This window comes from Pseudomonas sp. QLc11A (assembly GCF_052112305.1).
In the GTDB taxonomy this organism is placed as follows: Bacteria; Pseudomonadota; Gammaproteobacteria; order Pseudomonadales; family Pseudomonadaceae; genus Aquipseudomonas; species Aquipseudomonas laurylsulfatiphila.
The window spans coordinates 99,828-119,207 of the sequence record NZ_JAVAJJ010000017.1 but is presented as its reverse complement, the minus strand read 5'-3'; the positions used below and the strand labels follow the sequence as shown (position 1 = coordinate 119,207).

The 19,380-nt window shown below is 61.7% G+C and carries 21 protein-coding genes; 13 read left to right on the top strand and 8 right to left on the bottom strand.

Annotated elements, in window-relative coordinates:
• Positions 1-5 precede the first annotated feature (5 nt).
• A complete protein-coding gene (locus Q8X48_RS22820; protein ID WP_407801969.1) occupies positions 6-410 on the top strand; it encodes a VOC family protein in 405 nt (134 codons plus the stop codon).
• A 43-nt stretch (positions 411-453) separates the two neighbouring features.
• On the opposite strand, the gene Q8X48_RS22815 is transcribed toward Q8X48_RS22820, so the two are convergent.
• Both Q8X48_RS22815 and Q8X48_RS22810 read right to left on the bottom strand, forming a co-directional pair.
• Positions 454-1,056, bottom strand: a complete 603-nt coding sequence (locus Q8X48_RS22815) for an NADPH-dependent F420 reductase (RefSeq protein ID WP_407801967.1) — start codon at positions 1,054-1,056, stop codon at positions 454-456.
• 33 nt (positions 1,057-1,089) lie between these two features.
• Positions 1,090-1,842, bottom strand: coding sequence for a 3-oxoacyl-ACP reductase family protein (locus Q8X48_RS22810; RefSeq protein ID WP_407801966.1), 753 nt, complete (start codon positions 1,840-1,842; stop codon positions 1,090-1,092).
• Positions 1,843-1,949: 107 nt separating this feature from the next.
• On the opposite strand from Q8X48_RS22810, the gene Q8X48_RS22805 reads away from it, so the two are divergent.
• Entirely contained in the window at positions 1,950-2,879 is a 930-nt protein-coding gene (locus tag Q8X48_RS22805; protein WP_407801965.1) for a LysR family transcriptional regulator, read from the top strand.
• Positions 2,880-3,065: 186 nt separating this feature from the next.
• Positions 3,066-3,890 (top strand): response regulator transcription factor, encoded by an 825-nt coding sequence (locus Q8X48_RS22800; RefSeq protein WP_407801964.1) that lies wholly within the window; start codon positions 3,066-3,068, stop codon positions 3,888-3,890.
• A 332-nt stretch (positions 3,891-4,222) separates the two neighbouring features.
• Here Q8X48_RS22800 and Q8X48_RS22795 read toward each other — a convergent pair whose 3' ends face one another.
• Entirely contained in the window at positions 4,223-4,543 is a 321-nt protein-coding gene (locus tag Q8X48_RS22795; RefSeq protein WP_407801963.1) for a DUF6124 family protein, read from the bottom strand.
• Positions 4,544-5,122: 579 nt separating this feature from the next.
• Here Q8X48_RS22795 and parS point away from each other — a divergent pair.
• The 8 genes from parS (at position 5,123) to Q8X48_RS22755 (ending at position 13,609) form a co-directional block, all read left to right on the top strand.
• A complete protein-coding gene (parS, locus tag Q8X48_RS22790) occupies positions 5,123-5,608 on the top strand; it encodes a type II RES/Xre toxin-antitoxin system antitoxin (protein WP_407801962.1) in 486 nt (161 codons plus the stop codon).
• Positions 5,605-6,093: an RES family NAD+ phosphorylase gene (locus tag Q8X48_RS22785; RefSeq protein ID WP_407801961.1), complete on the top strand. Its 489-nt coding sequence runs from the start codon at positions 5,605-5,607 to the stop codon at positions 6,091-6,093. The genes parS and Q8X48_RS22785 overlap by 4 nt, the downstream gene beginning before the upstream one ends.
• A gap of 187 nt (positions 6,094-6,280) precedes the next feature.
• A complete protein-coding gene (locus Q8X48_RS22780; protein WP_126046138.1) occupies positions 6,281-7,396 on the top strand; it encodes an ABC transporter ATP-binding protein in 1,116 nt (371 codons plus the stop codon).
• 39 nt (positions 7,397-7,435) lie between these two features.
• Positions 7,436-8,578 (top strand): ABC transporter substrate-binding protein, encoded by a 1,143-nt coding sequence (locus tag Q8X48_RS22775; RefSeq protein ID WP_407801960.1) that lies wholly within the window; start codon positions 7,436-7,438, stop codon positions 8,576-8,578.
• A gap of 31 nt (positions 8,579-8,609) precedes the next feature.
• Complete coding sequence (locus Q8X48_RS22770) at positions 8,610-9,527, top strand: ABC transporter permease (protein ID WP_102702569.1); 918 nt, start codon at positions 8,610-8,612, stop codon at positions 9,525-9,527.
• Between the two features lies 1 nt (position 9,528).
• Entirely contained in the window at positions 9,529-10,356 is an 828-nt protein-coding gene (locus Q8X48_RS22765) for an ABC transporter permease (protein ID WP_015095519.1), read from the top strand.
• A complete protein-coding gene (locus tag Q8X48_RS22760; protein ID WP_407801959.1) occupies positions 10,349-11,821 on the top strand; it encodes an aldehyde dehydrogenase family protein in 1,473 nt (490 codons plus the stop codon). The genes Q8X48_RS22765 and Q8X48_RS22760 overlap by 8 nt, the downstream gene beginning before the upstream one ends.
• Before the next feature lie 1,020 nt (positions 11,822-12,841).
• Positions 12,842-13,609, top strand: coding sequence for a metallophosphoesterase (locus Q8X48_RS22755; protein ID WP_407801958.1), 768 nt, complete (start codon positions 12,842-12,844; stop codon positions 13,607-13,609).
• Positions 13,610-13,622: 13 nt separating this feature from the next.
• Here Q8X48_RS22755 and Q8X48_RS22750 read toward each other — a convergent pair whose 3' ends face one another.
• Positions 13,623-13,823, bottom strand: a complete 201-nt coding sequence (locus Q8X48_RS22750; RefSeq protein ID WP_015095523.1) for a YbdD/YjiX family protein — start codon at positions 13,821-13,823, stop codon at positions 13,623-13,625.
• A gap of 199 nt (positions 13,824-14,022) precedes the next feature.
• On the opposite strand from Q8X48_RS22750, the gene ahr reads away from it, so the two are divergent.
• The gene (gene ahr, locus Q8X48_RS22745) at positions 14,023-15,054 is read left to right on the top strand and encodes an NADPH-dependent aldehyde reductase Ahr (protein WP_407801957.1); all 1,032 of its coding nucleotides are present in this window, start codon (positions 14,023-14,025) and stop codon (positions 15,052-15,054) included.
• Positions 15,055-15,345: 291 nt separating this feature from the next.
• The gene (locus Q8X48_RS22740; RefSeq protein ID WP_407802783.1) at positions 15,346-15,495 is read left to right on the top strand and encodes a hypothetical protein; all 150 of its coding nucleotides are present in this window, start codon (positions 15,346-15,348) and stop codon (positions 15,493-15,495) included.
• 210 nt (positions 15,496-15,705) lie between these two features.
• Here the strand turns inward: Q8X48_RS22740 and Q8X48_RS22735 are convergent, their stop codons facing one another.
• The 4 genes from Q8X48_RS22735 to Q8X48_RS22720 are packed head-to-tail and all read right to left on the bottom strand — an operon-like array spanning position 15,706 to position 19,302.
• Positions 15,706-17,256 (bottom strand): ArnT family glycosyltransferase, encoded by a 1,551-nt coding sequence (locus Q8X48_RS22735; protein WP_407801956.1) that lies wholly within the window; start codon positions 17,254-17,256, stop codon positions 15,706-15,708.
• Between the two features lie 3 nt (positions 17,257-17,259).
• Positions 17,260-17,538, bottom strand: coding sequence for a lipid-A-disaccharide synthase N-terminal domain-containing protein (locus tag Q8X48_RS22730; RefSeq protein WP_007976061.1), 279 nt, complete (start codon positions 17,536-17,538; stop codon positions 17,260-17,262).
• The gene (locus Q8X48_RS22725) at positions 17,535-18,275 is read right to left on the bottom strand and encodes a glycosyltransferase family 2 protein (RefSeq protein ID WP_407801955.1); all 741 of its coding nucleotides are present in this window, start codon (positions 18,273-18,275) and stop codon (positions 17,535-17,537) included. The genes Q8X48_RS22730 and Q8X48_RS22725 overlap by 4 nt, the downstream gene beginning before the upstream one ends.
• Before the next feature lie 49 nt (positions 18,276-18,324).
• Positions 18,325-19,302 carry an NAD-dependent epimerase gene (locus Q8X48_RS22720; RefSeq protein WP_407801954.1) on the bottom strand — a complete coding sequence of 326 codons (978 nt, stop codon included), beginning with the start codon at positions 19,300-19,302 and terminating at the stop codon, positions 18,325-18,327.
• Between the last annotated feature and the right edge of the window lie 78 nt (positions 19,303-19,380).

Genomic DNA, 19,380 nt, shown 5'->3' with positions numbered 1-19,380 from the left:
CCCCCATGAAAATCGTAGTCACCAGCGTACTCGTCGATGATCAGGCCAAGGCACTTGCCTTCTACCGGGATGTCCTCGGCTTTGAACTCAAGCATGACATTCCCATGGGCGAACACCGCTGGCTGACGCTGACGTCCCCCGGGGATCCCGATGGCGTTGAACTGCTGCTGGAGCCCAATGCCCACGGCGCGGCTAAAACCTTCCAGAGCGCGATCAAGCAGGACGGCATTCCCTGCACGTTTTTCGGCGTCGATGACGTGCAAGCCGAATATGCCCGGCTCAGTGCCGCCGGCGTTCAGTTCACCCGCCCGCCGACGGTGAGGGGACCGGTCACCCTCGCGGTACTGGACGACACCTGCGGCAACCTCATCCAGATCGTCCAGCACCACTCAACCACTGACAGCAGCTGAGCGCTGATGGCGGTTCGACCGTGAAAGGCACGCCTGAATCTGGTCAGACAAACCTGACCAGATTGAGTGCCGGCAAAGGTCCGCCAGGAAACTGCACCAGCCGGGCGCCGACGTCGAGCATCCCCAGGTCGATGCCGAAGAAGCCCAGGCGGTTGATCAAGCCACCGACCGTCTCCCTGGCTTGCGGGTCATCGCCGGAGACAAACAGCACGCGGCGCCCGCCTTCCCTCCCCGGGTCGGCGCAAATCAGTTGCGGTTGCAGGTGATTGAATGCCTTGACCACCCGGGCACCGGGTACCAGCTCGGAGAACACCGCGCTGGATGTCCGGCCCTGCAAGTCGACGCCCTTGAACAGCGGTGCCTCGATCGGGTTGTTGGCATCGATCACAATCCGTCCGGCGAAGTCCGGCAGCCCTGCCAGTGCTGCCGGCAACTTCGACCAGTTCACCGCGACCAGCACGATCGGCTGTGCGGCGGCCTCCTCCCGGGTGCCCGCCTTGACCAGCGGCCCTAGCTCCCTGACCCGCTCAGCCAGCGACGCCGGGCCACGGCTGTTGGAAAGGATGACACTGATCCCCTTGCTTGCCGCTGCCCGGGCAAAAGCACTGCCGATAGCGCCCGCGCCGATCACACCGATGGTGGTCATGTTGAAAATTCCTCGTTCAATGAAAGAAAGGGATCAGGCCGTGAAACCGCCGTCTGCGACGATGTCGGCGCCGGTGATGAAGGCTGCTTGCGGGCCGGCGAGGAAGGCCACGAGGCTGGCAATTTCGTGGGGCTGGCCGTAGCGGCCAACAGCGATGCCGGGCTTGACGAAATCGCTGACCGCGCCGCCATCCGGGTTCATGTCGGTATCGGTCGGGCCCGGGTGCACGGTGTTGACCGTGATGCCTTTTGGTCCCAGGTCACGCACCAGGCTGCGATTGAAACCGGTGATCGCGCCTTTGGTCAGGGTGTACAGGGAGGCAGTGGGGAATGCGGCATAACGGGTCATCGACGAACCGATATGGATGACGCGGCCGCCGTCCTTCATCTGGCGCACGGCTTCCTGGCTGGCCACGAACACGCCGGTGACGTTGACCGCGATCATGCGCTGGTAGGTTTCGAACTCGATGTCTTCGATCGGGCCGCCGAGGGCCAGGCCGGCATTGTTGACCAGAATATCGATGCGCCCGAAGGTGTCGACGGTTTGCGCAACCGCCGCACGCATCGCTTGCGGTTCACCGGCATCCGCCGCAATCGCCATGGCGCGGCCGCCTTCGCTGGCAATGGCCTGCACCACTTCCCGGGCCTTGTCCGGCGAGGCGCTGTAGGTCAGTGCCACCTGCGCACCGTCGGCGGCCAGGCGCCTGGCAATTGCTGCGCCGATCGAACGCGAGCCGCCGGTAACCAGGGCAACTTTTCCGGCAAGCGGGAGGGTTTGGGTCGTCATGATGGATTCACTCTCGGGTTAAGGTGAAATCATCATGGCCGCGCCAATACTTAATGATTAGAGTGCAATGACTTAAATCACTTTCAAGCATTCGTATCAGGTGAGCGATGGAAACCCTGGCCAATCTGGAGTCTTTTGTCCGTAGCGCGCAGGCCGGCAGCTTTTCGGCCGCGGCCCGTCATCTCGCCCTGACGCCTGCCGCTGTCAGCCGCAATGTGGCGATGCTTGAACGCAACCTTGGCGTCCGCTTGTTCCATCGCTCGACCCGCAAGCTGACATTGACCGAAGCCGGCGAGCACTTCCTGGCGTCCATCGGCGGCAACCTCGACGCCTTGCAACACGCGATCAGTTCAGTGGCGACCGATCAGGGCGAACCTTGCGGGCAACTGAAGGTGAGCATGGCGCCGACCTTTGGCATCAGCCACGTGCTGCCTCTGCTACCGGCGTTTCTGGCCCGTTATCCGTTGATTCGCCCGGAATGGCATTTCGAGAACCGCCAGGTAGACCTGATCGCCGATGGTTATGACGTGGCCATCGGCGCTGGCTTTGAGCTGGCCCAAGGCGTCATTTCACGACCGTTGGCCCCTGCTCATGTCATCGCTGTCGCTTCACCGGATTACCTGCGGGGCCGTCCTGTCCCCGCGACCCCGGACGCACTCGAAGACCTTGAAGGCATCTTGATGCGATCCCCCCAGACCGGTCGGGTACGTTATTGGAACATGCGCAACAAGGCCGGCGTGGAAGTGCCCGCGCAAGTCAGGGAAAGCATCATCGTCAACGATCCCGTTGCCGTGCGCGAGGCGGTATTGCTGGGGCTGGGCGTAGGGTTTCTCGCCGTGGAGGATGTGCAAGGCTGGATCGAACGCGGCGATCTGCTGCGCCTGGTGCCGGACTGGTACGCCGATGCCGGCACCATTTCCATGTACTTCGCCACACGCGCCCTCATGCCGGCCAGGACCCGGGCGTTCATCGACTTCATCAGCGAGGCATTTGAACAGCGACAGCTGGCGCGCAGGTTTTCCGGGGGCGAGGGTTGAGCTCAGGGAAAGCCACCTGTGCTCCTGATCATTTCTGCTACCAACCCTGTAGCACTCGGTAACACCCGGCCCCAATGCGGTGCGTCTTTCAAACGCCTTGCCGTGCGCCACCCCGCTCCACACGGGGCCACCCGCCATGGCGTACTTTGTGCATCCAAAGGCCATCCTCCTCTGCCTGTAGTCGCCATGCGCCCCAAGGAACTGAAACTCTGGACCACCGGAGTCGCCCACCTGCTCGACCTGCCTGCCGGGCATGCGCGGCTGTCGGGATTGAGCCACTGGCTTCGACAAATCTGCCCGGTCGATCATTTCGTGTTGTTTGTCTACGAAGGCAATCACCGGCCACTGGCGTTGTTCGATACGTTTTCGGCGGACAAACGCGCGGTGTATGTCGACGACTACCAGTGCGGGCCTTACCTGCTCGATCCGTTCTACCTGGCCTGCACCCGCGGCCAGGCGCCGGGGCTGTGGCGTCTGCGCCAGTTCGCCCCCGACCATTTCTACCTTGGCGAATACTTCCTGACCTATTACCAGCAAACAGGGCTGGCCGAGGAAGTGGCGTTTTTCGTCGACCTCGGCAACGGCGCCATGGCGGTGTTGTCGCTGATGCGTTCCAGTGCCAGTTGCGCCTTCAGCCGGGACGAAATGCAGCTCGTCGAGTGTGCGCAAGCGGTGGTCGAACAGGTCATCAACGAAGCCTGGCGCTTGCGCCAGGCCCAACAACCGCGACCGGCGCAGGACCTGGACTTCAAGATCCGCGAAGCCTTCGACCACTTCGGCGCGCACATCCTCACCGGGCGCGAGCAGGAGATTGTCCAGCTGTTGCTGCGCGGCCACTCCAGTGCTTCGGTGGCTGAGCAACTGAACATCAGTCCCGGCACGGTGAAAATTCACCGCAAGAACATCTACGCCAAGCTGGGCATTGGCAGCCAGTCGGAGTTGTTGGGGTTGTTCATTCGGGAGCTGACGGAGGATCCGTTGCAGGCGCCCGGCCTCAAGCTACAAGCCTGATGCCCATTGGTATACGCATATCCCTGTGGGAGCGAGCTTGCTCGCGATTGCGGCCATACATTCAACATCCATGTGTCTGACACACCGCCATCGCGAGCAAGCTCGCTCCCACAGGTCTACTGGTGATCTGAAGATTGTGGTCAGCGCGAATCAAGCTGATCCTGCTCCCCTGGGCTCAAGCTGCAAGCCTGATACCTGTCGGTAAGCAGAAAACCCTGTGGGAGCGGGCTTGCCCGCGATACCGGCAGCACATTCAACATTGATGTGTCTGACATACCGCCATCGCGGGCAAGCCCGCTCCCACAGGTCTACTGGTGATCTGAAGATTGTGGTCAGGGCGGATCAAGCTGATCCAGCACCCGGTTCACCGCCAACTCCCCCAACATGATCACCTGCGCGATGCCCAACAGCGCATTGCGGCTCGACCCTTCCAGATGATCCACCAGATCGTTGGCCATGACATTGGCCGACGCCAGCGACTCGCAGGCGTGCACCAGCAAGGTTTCGGTATTGAGCTCGGGATTGACGATGAACATCGTGCTGGGTTTTCGCGGCGTCGCCATGATATGGGGGCCGGGATTGAGGTTGTGATCGAAACTTTCGCACGGAGATGCCGGATCAGTGTCCGGCGGGTTGGGTGTGACTTTGAACATAGTGAAACTCCTCGCATCGTAAAAAGGAGCCATCACTCTCACGCTACCAAACGTAGGGTGGTGGCCATACGCAGGTTGGTAGACCGGGATACGAGGAGACCGGCGCGCCCGAAGGCGCCCTGTGCATGGCCACCATAGAGCAGAGTAGAAAAACACTGCAGATGATGAAGCATTGCACCTCGCATACCTGGGCTACCAAACCCGATCACTGTTGTTTTCCAGCGACCGGCAAACGATAAAACCCAGGCCCGAAGCGCACAAGCCGGCGGATTCTGGCGTACCTGTAGGCAATGACGCAAGGTGTTGTAGCTTGCGGGAAGTAACGCTGACAGCGACTAAACACGAACATCTCAGCCGTGAATTTACGCGACCCACTTGCGTTGAAATTCCTAGGGAACCAGAGGAAATATCCGACGTACTTTTAAGGTTGGCGGTCGGAAGCGTGAGTATTAACTTGGCCGCTCTCAACATTCAGGGTGAAACGATTACATGCGCGAGACAAGGGTCGACAAAGTCAATTGCCCGGATGGCGACATTTGGCGTTATGATCACGTCAAATGTCGCATGGAGGTAATCGGTATGCCCGCCGTCAGATCCACAGAAAATGAAGTCGTTGGAACGGAGGCAAAGCGTCTCGCCCGCAAGCCGACTGAGGTGCTGCTACATGGCCGTAGTGGCGATACGCGCATGTTGATCATCCGATACACCCAGGAAGGCTTTGATCTGAGCGACGTCAGGGACATGATTTCCATATCCGGCCTGTACATGGAACACGACCTTGTTCAGCGCATTACCGGGAAATCCCTCAGAACTGTGCAGCGCTTGGCAAAGGAGACCCAGCCAGTTCGGCTGAACCAGCAACAAAGCACCGTCGCCTTTCAGTTTGCACAGGTACTCGAGCACGCCATCAATGTGTTTGGCGATCAGCAGTTGGCTGAGGACTGGCTGAGAAAACCCTGCAAGTACCTGGAGGGTCATATTCCGCTGGAACTGATCGACAACTCACTGGGTTTCCAGGTGGTAGAGGACTATCTGACCCGAATTGAACATGGGGTTTATCAATGAATCCTTTGCCTTGGGATGGGAAGTGGCACGCTTGGCGTCTGGACCGTGCAGTTTTCAAGGACTCATGGGATAGCGGCATTGGTGCGCAACAATCCGGCGGCCGATGGAACCCTCCTGGCCGTCGGGTCATTTACGCTTCGGCTGACCCGGCTACTGCGATTTTAGAAGTCGCCACCCACGCTGGCTTCGATACGCTCGACAGGGTGCCTTATGTGCTGACGTGTTTCGAAGTGCTGGATTCGAATGTCATCAAGGTCGTTCAGCCCGAAGATGTGCCGAACCCGAACTGGCTCATTCCGTCTGAACTTTCACCCAATCAACAGCATTTTGCTGATGAGCTACTGGCCGAACACCCATTCGTGCTTATTCCGTCTACGGTTACCCGCCACTCCTGGAACCTGCTGGTCAGTTGCGATTTGGCAGCGGACCAATTCAAGCTTGTTTCGCAGGAGCGTTTTGGACTGGATACCCGCTTACTGAAATGAATGAGAGTGTCGACCTTGCCCATCAGAACCTCAAATGTAGCCAGTCGCGTGTGATCTCTACACTTCACACCCACTGAACACCTGCTCCACTCCCCTCCTATCCCCCAAGGGATATATACACCGCAAAACCCCCATTGCTAGTTTGGCCCCCGACGCACTGATTCATCACTGCAAGGGAGCCCGCCTCGTGAACAACACCCCGCCAAGCGATATCGAATTCTGCAATGTGGTCAAACGCTATGGCGAGGTGCAGGCCGTCAGCGGTCTGGATTTCGCGGTACGGCGTGGCTCGTTTCATTCCTTTCTCGGTGGCTCGGGCTGTGGCAAGACCACCACCCTGCGCATGATCGCCGGTTTCGAACAGCCCACCAGCGGCGAGGTCCGTCTGGCCGGTAAAAGCGTGGCCGGTGTGCCGGCGTTCGAGCGGCCGGTGAACATGGTGTTCCAGCATTACGCGTTGTTCCCGCACCTGACCGTGGCGCAGAACATTGCCTACGGCCTGCGCTATCGCACACCGCGCCCGGACAAGAAACAGCAACTGCGCATGGCCGATGAAGCGCTGGAAATGGTGCGCCTGAGCGGCTTCGGCCAGCGCAAGCCGAGCGAGCTTTCCGGCGGCCAGCAACAGCGTGTCGCCCTCGCCCGCGCGCTGGTCAACAAGCCGACGGTGTTGCTGCTCGACGAGCCGCTGGCCGCGCTGGACCGCAAGCTGCGCAAGGAGATGCAATCGGAGTTGCTGCGTTTGCAGCGTGAGGTCGGCATCACCTTCGTGCTGGTCACCCACGACCAGGAAGAAGCCCTGTCGATGAGCGACAGCATCAGCGTGATGCACAACGGTTCGATCATCCAGACCGCCACCCCGGAGCAACTCTACGAGGCTCCGGCCAGCCGCTACGTCGCCGACTTTATCGGCGAGTCCAACCTGTTCGACGGCACCGTGCGCCAGCTCAACGGCAATTCGGTGGTGCTGCGTACCGAGCAGGGTCTGGAACTGACCAGCCCGCTGACGCCCACCGGCAAAGCCCTGAGCGCCAACACAGCCGGTTGCATCGCGGTGCGCCCGGAGCTGATCAGCATCGCCGGCGCCCATGCCGAGATGAGCCGCGAAGTGAAGCTGCCGGGCTGCGTCGAAGACCGGATCTACCTGGGAAACTCCACCGAATACCGCGTACGCACCCAGGCCTTCGGCGTGGTTTGCGTGCGGGTGCCGCGCCAGCAGGATCACGGCGCCAATGCCTTCGAACACGGCGCAGCGGTTCGCGTCGGCTGGGATCACGCCAATGGGTTGGCCATGGCGTTGTAAATCATCGATTCGTTTCATCAACCGGATGTGGAGCGTGCTATGGACCAGAAGACTTTTATAAAAACCCTGCGCAGCTGGCAGAACGGCTCGATCAGCCGCCGCGAGTTTCTTGGCCGCACCGGCCTCGGTATCGCTGCTGCCGTGGTCGCCACCAACATGCCCGGCCTGCTGACCTCCAGCGCCGAGGCCGCCGAGCAAACCAAGCTCGGTGATCGCCTGTCGCTGGCGACCTGGCCGAACTACCACAGCCAGGAAAACCTCGACGCCTTCGGCAAGACCACCGGCGCCCGGGTGTCGATGAGCGTGTTCGGTTCCAACGAAGAAATGCTCGCCAAATTGCAGGCCGGCGGCAGTGGCTGGGACGTGCTGGTGCCGACCAACTACACCATCAGCACCTATGTCGGGCTAGGCCTGATCGAACCGCTGGACCTGTCGCGCATTCCCAACTTCGATGCCTCGGCGTTCCAGCAGAAATTCATGGCCCAGGGTACGGTGGACGGCAAGGTCTACGCGGTGCCGAAAAACTGGGGCACCACCGGCATGCTCTACGACACCGGCAAGCTGAAAAACGGCCCGACCAGCTGGAAGGAATTCTGGGTCGCCGCCCAGGGCCCGGCCAGTGGCCGGACGATGGTCCACGACTACCAGTTGACCGCCATCGGCAATGCCCTGAAAAGCTTCGGCTACAGCTTCAACTCCCTGGACCCGAAAGAACTGGCCGACGCGGAAAAGCTGCTGATCGAGGTCAAGCCGCACCTGTTCGCGATCAACTCCGACATTCAACCGTCGATGCGCAGCGGCGATGCCTGGCTGGCGATGTCCTGGACCGGCGATGCTTCGCAACTGCACCGCGACAACGCGCAAATGCAGTTCGAATTGGGCAAGGAAGGGGGCGAGTTGTGGAGCGACTTCTTCGCGATTCCCAAAAGTTCGGAACACAAGGACGCCGCCTACGCGTTCATCAACTACCTGCTCGATCCGCAGCACAACAAGCTGGAAGTGCTGAGCCACGGCTACCCGAGCGGCGACAAGCGTGTCGACGCACTGCTGCCTGTGGCGATGCTCGACGACCCGATCATGTACCCGGCCGCCGAGGCCTTGAGCCCGCTTGAGTTCGGTGCCGCCGCGACGCTGACCAGCCCGGCGCGAGCCGAACTGATGGCGCGTTTCAAGTCCGCCTGATCGCCTGACCATGGCCAATGAGGAGTCACCCATGAATGCCGCCGCCCACCCGCAAACGGTTCAGCCGGGCCATGCCCTGTCGGCCGAGGTTCGCCAGCGGCGCAGCCTCGGCCGGCGCATCACCCTGCTGATGCTCTTGCCTTCGACCCTGTGGTTCCTGCTGCTGTTGTTGATGCCGCTGGTGATCATCCTGGTCTTCAGTTTCGGCGAGCGCAGCGCCGTGGGCGGTTACGCCGGTGGCTTCACCCTGGCCAACTACCTGAACCTCGGCTCTCGCGGCGCAGCGTTCAGCAACACGCTGATGCTCGCGCCGCTTGGCACACTGGTGTGCCTGGTGGCGGCCTATCCGCTGGCGTACTTCCTCGCGGTCAAGGTCAGCAGGAACCGCTCGCTGTTGCTGACCCTGGTGATCGTGCCGTTCTGGACCAGTTTTCTGATCCGCACCTATGCGTGGATTTTCATCCTCAGCGGCAAAGGCATTCCGGCGCTGCTGGCCAGCCTGGGTCTCGAGGATGTGCGGCTGATCAACACGCCGTGGGCGGTGCTGATCGGCATCGTCTACGGCTACCTGCCGCTGATGGTGTTCCCGATCTATGTCAGCCTGGAAAAACTCGACAAGCGCCTGCTCGAAGCGTCCGCCGACCTGGGCGCCAGCGCCTTCGAAAGCTTTCGCCGGATCACCCTGCCGCTGTCGGCGCCGGGGATCATCACCGGGGTGATGCTGGTGTTCATCCTGCTGATGGGCGAATTCCTGATCCCGGCCATTCTCGGCGGCGGCAAGGTGTTCTTTGTCGGCAATGCGCTGGTCGACCTGTTCCTGCAATCGCGCAACTGGCCGTTCGGCAGTGCGCTGGCCATGACGTTGGTGGCGATGATGCTGCTGATCATCGGCGTGTATCTGAAACTGGTGGCGCGCTACGGCGGCCGCCCTGCCGACGGAGGTTTGTGACATGTGGCTGCGCAGCTATTCGACATCGTTGTACCTGTTCCTCTACGCGCCGATTGCCTTGATCGTGCTGTTCAGTTTCAACGCCGGGCGCAGTGGTCTGGCCTTCCAGTGCTGCTCGGTGCAATGGTTCGGCACCGCGTTCGGCAACCCCTTCATCATGGAAGCCCTGGGTAACAGCGCGCTCATCGCCTTCAGCTCGGCGGTGATCGCCACGCTGTTCGGCACCCTGGCGGTGTTCGGCTTGCAGCGCTGCGGCGCCAAGGTGCGCCTGCTGTTCGATGCGCTGACCTACTGCGCGATCATCGTGCCCGGTATCGTCATCGGTATCTCGACGCTGATCGCCTTCATCAGCCTGTTCGACCTGATCAACCCGCTGCTGGCGAGCTGGCTGCCCACTGTGCCGAAGTTGAACATGGGTTTTTTCACCGTGATCGCCGCGCACTCGCTGTTCACCATGGCCCTGGTGATGGTGATCGTGCGCAGTCGCGTCGATTCCCTCGACAAGGCCTTGCTGGAAGCCTCGGCGGACCTGTACGCGCCACCGATGGACACCTTCTGGCGGGTGACCCTGCCGCAGATCAGCCCGGCGATCATGGCCGGGTTCCTGCTGGCCTTCACCTTCAGCTTCGACGATTTCATCATCGCCTTCTTCGTCGCCGGTTCCGAAACGACGTTGCCGATCTACATCTTTTCCTCCATCCGCCGCGGCGTGACGCCGGAGATCAACGCGATTTCCACGGTGATCATCTGCGTGTCGCTGGCCCTGCTGTTCACTTCCCGCCATCTGCAAAACCGCCGCACCGGCGTCCAGGAGTCGCACCATGCGTGATCAGCTCTACATCAACGGCGAATGGGTCAGCCCGGATCTGGGCGGCTATCTGGACGTGATCGACCCGGCCACCGAACAGGTCTTCCACCGGGTGGCGGCGGGCACTGAAGAAGATGTCGACCATGCCGTGCGCGCGGCCCGCCGGGCCTTTGACAATGGTTGGGGTCAGACCAGCGGAGCTGAACGTGCGCAGTGGCTGGAGGCATTGGCTGCCGAGCTTGAAAATGGCCAGCAAGCACTGGCGGAACTGGAAGTGCGCGACAACGGCAAACCGCTGCCCGAAGCGCAGTGGGACATCGGCGATGCCATTGCCTGCTTCCGTTACTACGCCGGTCTGGCCCGCGATCTGGACCAGCAACAGGACCAGCCGCTGGCCCTGCCGGATGAGCGTTTCCGCTGCCGCATCCGTCACGAACCGATTGGCGTGGCCGGGCAGATCATCCCCTGGAACTACCCGCTGCTGATGGCCGCGTGGAAAGTGGCGCCGGCGCTGGCCGCCGGGGCCACAGTGGTGCTGAAACCGTCCGAGCTGACGCCGCTGACCGCCCTGGAACTGGCCGCCGCCGCCGACCGTATCGGCCTGCCCGCCGGGGTATTGAACCTGGTCACCGGCCTCGGCGCCGACGCCGGCAGCCCGCTCACCGAGCATCCGGGCGTGGACAAACTGGCCTTCACCGGCAGCGTGCCCACCGGGGCGAAAATCATGTCGGCGGCAGCGCGGGACATCAAGAACATCAGCCTGGAACTGGGCGGCAAGTCGGCCTTCATCGTATTCGATGACGCCGATGTCGAAGCCGCTGTGGAGTGGATTCTGTTCGGGATCTTCTGGAACCAGGGCCAGGTGTGCAGCGCCACATCACGCCTGCTGGTGCAGGAAAGCATCGCCCCACGCCTGATCGAACGGCTGGTGGAGGAAACCCGCAAGATCAGCATTGGCCCCGGCATGCAGCCCGGGGTTCTGCTGGGTCCGCTGGTCAGCCAGGGCCAGTATGACAAGGTGCTCGGATTCATCGACCAGGGCCTGGCCAGTGGCGCCCGTTTGCTCACCGGCGGACGGCGCCCGGCGCATCTGGCCGAAGGTTACTTCGTCGAGCCGGCGATCTTCGACGAGCCTGGCCACAGCAGCATTCTGTGGCGCGAAGAAGTGTTCGGCCCGGTGTTGTGCATCAAGCGTTTCAAGACCGAAGAGCAAGCGGTGCAAATGGCCAACGCCAGCCGCTTCGGCCTGGCCGCCGCCGTGATGAGCGCCGACCTGCAGCGCACCGCCCGGGTCGCCAACCAGCTGCGCGCCGGGATCGTCTGGGTCAACTGCTCGCAACCGACCTTCGTCGAAGCGCCCTGGGGCGGGATGAAACACAGCGGCATTGGTCGGGAATTGGGGCAATGGGGGTTGCACAATTATCTGGAGGTGAAACAGGTGACCGAGTACGTCAGTGACCAGCCTTGGGGGTGGTACCTGAAATAAACAGGTCAACTGTGGCCGGCCGCGGGATTAGCGTTCACTGAAGATCAGAATTGTGAGAGCGAGCCTGCTCGCGAAAGCGGTGGGTCAGTCGACATCTCTGTTGTCAGTCGACATCTCTGTTGGATGTGTCGGCCTCTTCGCGAGCAAGCTCGCTCCCACAGGGATTGTGGCCAGCCGTGGGATTGGCGTTCACTGAAGATCAACACTGTGGGAGCGAGCCTGCTCGCGAAAGCGGTGGGCCAGTCGACATCTCTGTTGGATGTGCCGGACTCTTCGCGAGCAAGCCCGCTCCCACAGGGATTGTGGTCAGCCGTGGGATTGGCGCTCACTGAAGATCAGAATTGTGAGAGCGAGCCTGCTCGCGAAAGCGTTGGGTCAGTCGACATCTCTGTTGGATGTGTCGGCCTCTTCGCGAGCAAGCTCGCTCCCACAGGGATTGTGGCCAGCCGTGGGATTGGCGTTCACTGAAGATCAGAATTGTGGGAGCGGGCTTGCTCGCGAAAGCGGTGGGTCAGTCGACATCTCGGTTGGATGTGCCTGCTCGCGAAAGCGTTGGTTCAGTCGATACCTCTGTTGGATGTGCCGGCCTCTTCGCGAGCAAGCCCGCTCCCACAGGGATTGTGGCCAGCCGTGGGATTGGCGTTCACTGAAGATCAGAATTGTGGGAGCGAGCCTGCTCGCGAAAGCGGTGGGTCAGTCGACATCTCTGTTGGATGTGCCGGCCTCTTCGCGAGCAGGCTCGCTCCCACAGGGATTGTGGCCAGCCGTGGGATTGGCGTTCACTGAAGATCAGAATTGTGGGAGCGGGCTTGCCCGCGAAGGCGGTGGTTCAGTCGATACCTCTGTTGGATGTGCCGGCCTCTTCGCGAGCAGGCTCGCTCCCACAATGGGTCGGCGGGGAGCACGGCATTGGCGTACATCCGTTCCCGCCATTTTTTTGCTGACCAGCAGGCTTGTGACTGCGGGCTAACAACAGGTAATTTGAACGGCCTGCCCTCCAAGACACGCCGGAGTTGATCCATGCGCATTGCCTTGCTGTCCGACATGCACCTGTCTGTCAACGCGGTCCCCTTTCCCGCCGTGGAAGCCGATATTGTCGTGCTCGCCGGGGACATCGCGCGCCCCGCCAAGGCCATCGAGTGGGCCAGGGCGTGCCCGGTTCCGCTGCTGTACGTGGCGGGCAATCATGAGTTCTATGGCAGTGACCTGGTCTCGACCTACGAACAGCTGAACAGCCTGGCGCAAGGCACGCAGATCCACGTGCTGGAACGTAAGGAGTACGTGCACGACGGCGTGCGCTTTCTCGGTTGCACCTTGTGGTCTGACTATCGTCTGCTCGACAGCCCCGAGGACCGAGCGCTGGGTATCAACCTGGCGACTCAACTGATCCGTGACTTCAGCCACATCAAGATCGCCCCCGATTTTCCAGACCTGTTCACGCCGGCCATTTCCCAGCTGGTGTTTCTGCAGACGGTCGCCTGGCTGGAAGACTGCTTCGCCCGCGACAGCAGCACGCCCACGGTGGTGGTCTCGCATTTCGCCCCGACACGATCGAGCATCAGCCCGAGCTTTGCCGGTTCGCCTATCAACTCGAGTTTTGTCTCGGACCTTCAAGCGCGGATCAAAGACTGGCAGCCGGCGCTGTGGCTGCATGGTCACACCCATGGCAGTTTTGATTATCGGGTGGGCAATACCCGCGTGGTCTGCAACCCTCGGGGCTATGCCAAGAACGGCATCAACGAAAACCCCGACTTCGATGATGCCTTCGTGATTGATCTGGATTTCTGAGGTAACGCTCGAGTCAGCAGCACCGCGTATTGCACTTGCCCCGACCGAAACGAGCTTCCTGGCGTTCGCGGAAAAACGCCTCATAACTCATCACTGGCTCGCCCGGACGGTTGCGGGCCATTTGTGCCACGTAGTTGTCGTACTCGGGTACGCCGACCATCAATCGGGCGCTCTGGCTGAACATTCTGGCGACCTGCTGCAGTTTACGGAACATGGCGGATCTCTCTGTTGTCGTGGGACCTGGCCCATGAAACCGCGCTCATGTATCGGCATTGTGTCCGGATCGGGCGCCTTTGTATTTTCAAGTATCCAGGCTCGCGCCCGATGCGACGCCGGCAACCCGCTACACTTTCCTCGCTCCGCCGCTGCTCCCGAGCGGCCAAGCCCCCTGACTTCTGATCTGGAGGTATCTCATGAGCGACAGCAGCGAACTCACCACCTTTACCGGCTGGGCCGCCACGACAGCGGGCGCGCCACTGGAACGCTACAGCTACGATCCCGGTCCGTTGGGCAACGATGAGGTGGAAGTCGCCGTGGAGTATTGCGGCGTCTGCCACTCCGATCAGTCGCTGATCGACGACGACTGGGGTATCAGCCGCTACCCGTTCATTCCCGGCCATGAGGTGGTCGGCCGTATCGTGCGGATGGGCCCCCAGGTGCGCGGCCTGGAACTGGGGCAACGGGTGGGCATCGGCTGGTACAAGGGCAGTTGCATGCATTGCACGTCCTGTATCGAAGGCTCGCATAACCTGTGCAGCACGGTGCAACCGACCATCATCGGCAGCAACGGCGGCTTTGCCGACCGCGTCCGCTCGCACTGGGCCTGGGCCCTGCCGATCCCGGCCGGGCTCGACCCGGCAATGGCCGGGCCGTTGTTCTGTGCCGGCTCGACCGTGTTCAACCCGCTGGTGGAATTCGGCATCAAGCCCACCGACCGGGTTGGCGTGGTGGGCATCGGCGGCCTTGGTCACCTGGCGCTGCGCTTTCTCAACGCCTGGGGCTGCGAAGTCACGGCGTTCACCTCATCGCTGAGCAAGCAGGACGAAGCCAGGCGCCTGGGCGCACACAAGGTGGTTGCCTCGACCGACTCCGATGCGCTCAACGACATTGCCGGCACCCTGGATTTTCTCCTGGTCACCGCCAACGCCAACCTCGACTGGACCGCCATGCTCGCCACCCTGCGCGGCAAGGGGCGCCTGCACTTTGTCGGCGTCGTGCCCGACGCGATTCCGGTGCACGTGTTCAACCTGATTCCCCAGCAAAAAACCATGTCTGCCTCACCGGTGGGTTCACCGGCCAACACCGCTATGATGCTGGAGTTCTGCGCCCGCCATCAGATCCTGCCGCAGGTCGAGATGTTTCCCATGAGCCGGATCAACGACGCCATCGATCACTTGCGCAGCGGCAAGGCGCGCTACCGCGTGGTGCTGGACGCCAGCCAGTGACAGGAGAGCCGAACGCGGTCTCCTGTGGGAGCTGGCCTGCCAGCGATGGTCGTTAACGATAACGCGGGTGAGCTGGATGAACGCGGCGCACTTGAGTCCATCGCCAGCAGGCTGGCTCCTACAGTTTTAGCATGGGCAGGGTCTTTTGTGGGAGCTGGCTTGCCAGCGATGGTCGTTAACGATAACGCGTGCTAACCGGATGAACGCGGCGCGCTTGAGGCCATCGCCAGCAGGCTGGCTCCTACAGTTTTAGCGTGGGCAGGGTCTTTTGTGGGAGCTGGCTTGCCAGCGATGGTCGTTAACGATAACGCGGGTGAGCTGGATGAACGCGGCGCGCTTGAGTCCATCGCCAGCAGGCTGGCTCCTACAGTTTTAGCGTGGGCAGGGTCTTTTGTGGGAGCTGGCTTGCCAGCGATGGTCGTTAACGATAACGCGTGCTAACCGGATGAACGCGGCGCGCTTGAGTCCATCGCCAGCAGGCTGGCTCCTACAGTTTTAGCGTGGGCAGGGTCCCCTGTGGGAGCTGGCTTGCCAGCGATGGTCGTTAACGATAACGCGTGCTAACCGGATGAACGCGGCGCGCTTGAGTCCATCGCCAGCAGGCTGGCTCCTACAGGTTCCCGGGAATACGTGAAGGACCTTTTTTTGTCTTCAGGGATTGGCTGCCTGCGCAGGCACCATTGGCATGTGCGGGTCATTCCAGCTGAACCGATAGGCTTTGCCGGTTTCAGGCGGCTGGCATTTGCCGTTGTCGGCATCCGCGCCCACGATCGACCAGTTCGCCCGGGCGTTTTCGCCCAGTTCACGGGCCGCTTCGGCTCTGAAACACTGGTTCAAAATGTCATCCGGCACCAAGGCGTAGGCCTTGGGGTGGTCGCGCAGGTACAGCGCGGCCTTCTCGATGGACGAGTTGTCCATGCCGAAATGCACGATCGGCTGGCGGGCGAACAACCAGTGCCCCTCCTCCCAGTTGACCAGCACCAGATCGGCGCCCCGGGTCATGGTCGCCGCCTGCGCCATGAGCACCTGATCAATATTGGTGCCGTCCTTGAGCGGTTCGATGAAACCCCGGGCGAACCACAGCGCGAACCAGGTCGCCACCAGTGCCGGGAACACTCGACGCAAACGCGGGTGCTTTTTGAACCAGCGCTTGAGCAGCCAAGGAATCAGCGGCGCGGCGACCAGCACCAGCCCGGGCAGCGCCGGGTAGATGTACAACTTGCGCTTGCCCGTGCTGATGCAGAAAAACAGCACCACCAGCACCACCCAACCGAGCAATACCAAAACCCTGCCGTCGCGTTTTTGCAACTGCCGGCGCCAGGCAGGCACCAGCCATGGCAGCACCAGCACCAACGGTAGCCAATACTGCGGAATCACCTTGGTGAAGAAGTACCAGAACGGTTCGCGGTGATGCCATGCAGCGGCATAGCGGCCCGCGGTCTGGCGCAGGAGGATCTCCCGCGCATAGGCCATTTCATCGGCGCTGCCATTGAGGATGATCGACAAGGCCAGGGGCAACAGCCAGATCGCGATGGCGCCAAGCATCAGCGCAAGTCCGAGCAACCACTTGCGCGCCTCGCCAGGCATGGCCACCACGCCGGGCCAGCCTTTGTGCACCGCATAGGCGTACGGAATCAGCAACAGCGCCGGCAGAAAACCCACGCCCTTGGTGATCACACCGATGCCCATGGCCGCGCAGCCGGCGTAAAACCAGCGCCACGCAGGTCCCAGCAGCAGGTGCCGCGCCAGACCGTAGACGCCAAGCGAGGTGAACAGAATCAAAAAGCTGTCGATCTGGCCGGTGCGCAGGATGCTGTAGGTCTGGTAGGTCGCCAGGTACAGCAGCGCGGCGTTGCGCCCGATACGCTGGGTCCACAGGCGACGGCCCAGGTCATAGACCATCGCCGTGACCGTCACCGCCGAAAACAGTCCCGGCAGGTAGAGCGCGATGTTGGGCTTGCCGGTCAGCCAGGTGAAGAGCGCCACCGTCCACATGAAAATCGGTGGTTTGTCGCCGTAGATCTCGGCGGCACGGTGCGGGATCAACCACGAGCCGTTTTGCAGCATCTCCAGGGCGACGCCGAGGAAGCGCTCCTCATCCACGTTCTGAGCCTGGCGTAGCCCCAACCCCGCGCCGATCAGCAACAGGGCAAGCAGCATCAGTCCCAGGCACTCGACCCGGGGCGACAACGATCTACGCATGGTTTATTCCTTCACGCTGCGGCTTTTGGCAATCAATTGCAGGTTGCGAAAATAGACGATGGAGCCAAAGGCCTGCCCGGCAATGAACACCGGATCCTGACGGTAGATGGCGTAAGCCAGCAGCAAGGAACTGCCGACGATGCTCAGGTACCAGAAGCTGGTCGGGATCACGCTGCGCTTTTTGTATTCGCTGTACAGCCACTGCAGGACAAAACGCCCGGTAAAGGCAATCTGCCCCGCAAAGCCGACCACCAGCCACAGAGTTTCACGGGTCAGCATCATCCTTCGAGCTCCTGGGCAATGGTGTTCAGCCGCGTGCGCTTGATCAGCCACCAGACGCCGATCAGGTCGAGAATGCCGACCAGTGCGCGGTCGAGGTTGCCGTATTTCGACACCCCGGCCGTGCGCGGCCGGTGGTTAACCGGGTGCACGATCATGCGCCCGTTGTGGCGCTGGATCAGCGCCGGAATGAAGCGGTGCATGTGGTCGAAGTACGGCAGGCGCAAGAACGCCGCGCGCTCGATCAGCTTCAGGCCGCACCCGGTGTCCGGGGTGGCGTCCTTGAGCAGACGCCGGCGCAGGTTGTTGGCGAACCGCGAGGCGTAGCGTTTGCTCGCGGTGTCGCGGCGATTGACCCGGTGCCCGGCGACCAGTTGCACATCGACCTTGCCCGGTTCGCCGCGCACCAGCGCCAGCATGCCGGGGATGTCCGCCGGGTCGTTCTGGCCGTCCCCATCGAGGGTCGCCAGCCATTGCCCGCGCGCCTCCCGAGCGGCGTGGTACAGCGAAGTGCTCTGCCCCAGCGAGCGCTCGTGATGGAGGATGCGCAGGGTGTTCAAGCCGTCGTGGCGAATCTGCCGCAGCTCCTGCAGGGTCGCATCGGTACTGCCATCGTCGACGACGATGATTTCGTAAGACTCATCGACCAGCGCCACGCGGATTTCCTCAAGCAGCGGCTTGAGGTTGTTCGCTTCGTTCTTGGCGGGAATCAGTACGGATACAAAAATGTCTTGGCTCATGGGGTCTCTCTCGCCTTTCATGATTTTTTCGAGATCAGAGGCGAACGCTTCAAATCCGATAGAACTGCCGATACCACTGCACAAACGCTGCGACGCCGGTTTCCAGCGTCACCTGCGGACTGAACCCCACCCATTCGGCGAGTGCCGAGACATCGGCCCAGGTCTTGACTACATCACCGGCCTGCATCGGCAAGTAGTTGCGCCGGGCCTGTCGATCCAGGGCCGATTCCAGGCACTCGACGAAATCCAGCAACGCCACCGGCATGCCACGCCCGATGTTGAAGAGCCGGTTGACGCCAGCGCCAGAGCCTTGCGGCACCGGCGGCTTTGGGCGCAGTCGGGCGATGCCTTCGACAATGTCGTCGACATAGGTAAAGTCGCGCGACAGCTGGCCCTGGTTGTAGATGTCGATGGGCAGGCCTTTGAGGATGGCGTCGGTAAACTTGAACAACGCCATGTCCGGGCGGCCCCACGGGCCGTAGACGGTGAAAAAGCGCAAGCCACTGGCTTTCAAGCCATACAAGTGGCAGTAACTTTCGGCCAACAGTTCATTGGCGCGCTTGCTGGCGGCGTACAGCGATACGGGATGTTCGACAGGGTCCTCGACACTGAACGGCATCTTGCTGTTGGTGCCGTACACCGAGCTGCTCGAGGCATAGATCAGATGCTCGGGGCGATGGTGCCGGCAGGCTTCCAGCACATTGAGGAAACCCACCAGGTTCGACTGGGCATAGACATCCGGGTTGTCCAGCGAGTAACGCACCCCGGCTTGCGCCGCCAGGTGCACCACCTCGGTAAAACCATGGTCGCGGAACAGGTCCATCAGGGCCGGTTTGTCGACGATGTCCATTTTCCGGAAGCGAAAACCCGGCAAAGTCTCCAGCACCTTGAGGCGTGCGTGCTTGAGTTCCACGTCGTAGTAGTCATTGAGGTTGTCGATACCGACGACGGCCTGCCCCTCGTGGCACAAGCGCCGGACCGTATGAAAACCGATGAAACCGGCGGCACCGGTGACCAGGACGGTCATGGAGCGCACGCTGGCGACTGCGCCGCGTTCGACGCGAAATTACTGATCCAGCCCCTCACCCGCTTCATGTGCAGTTCC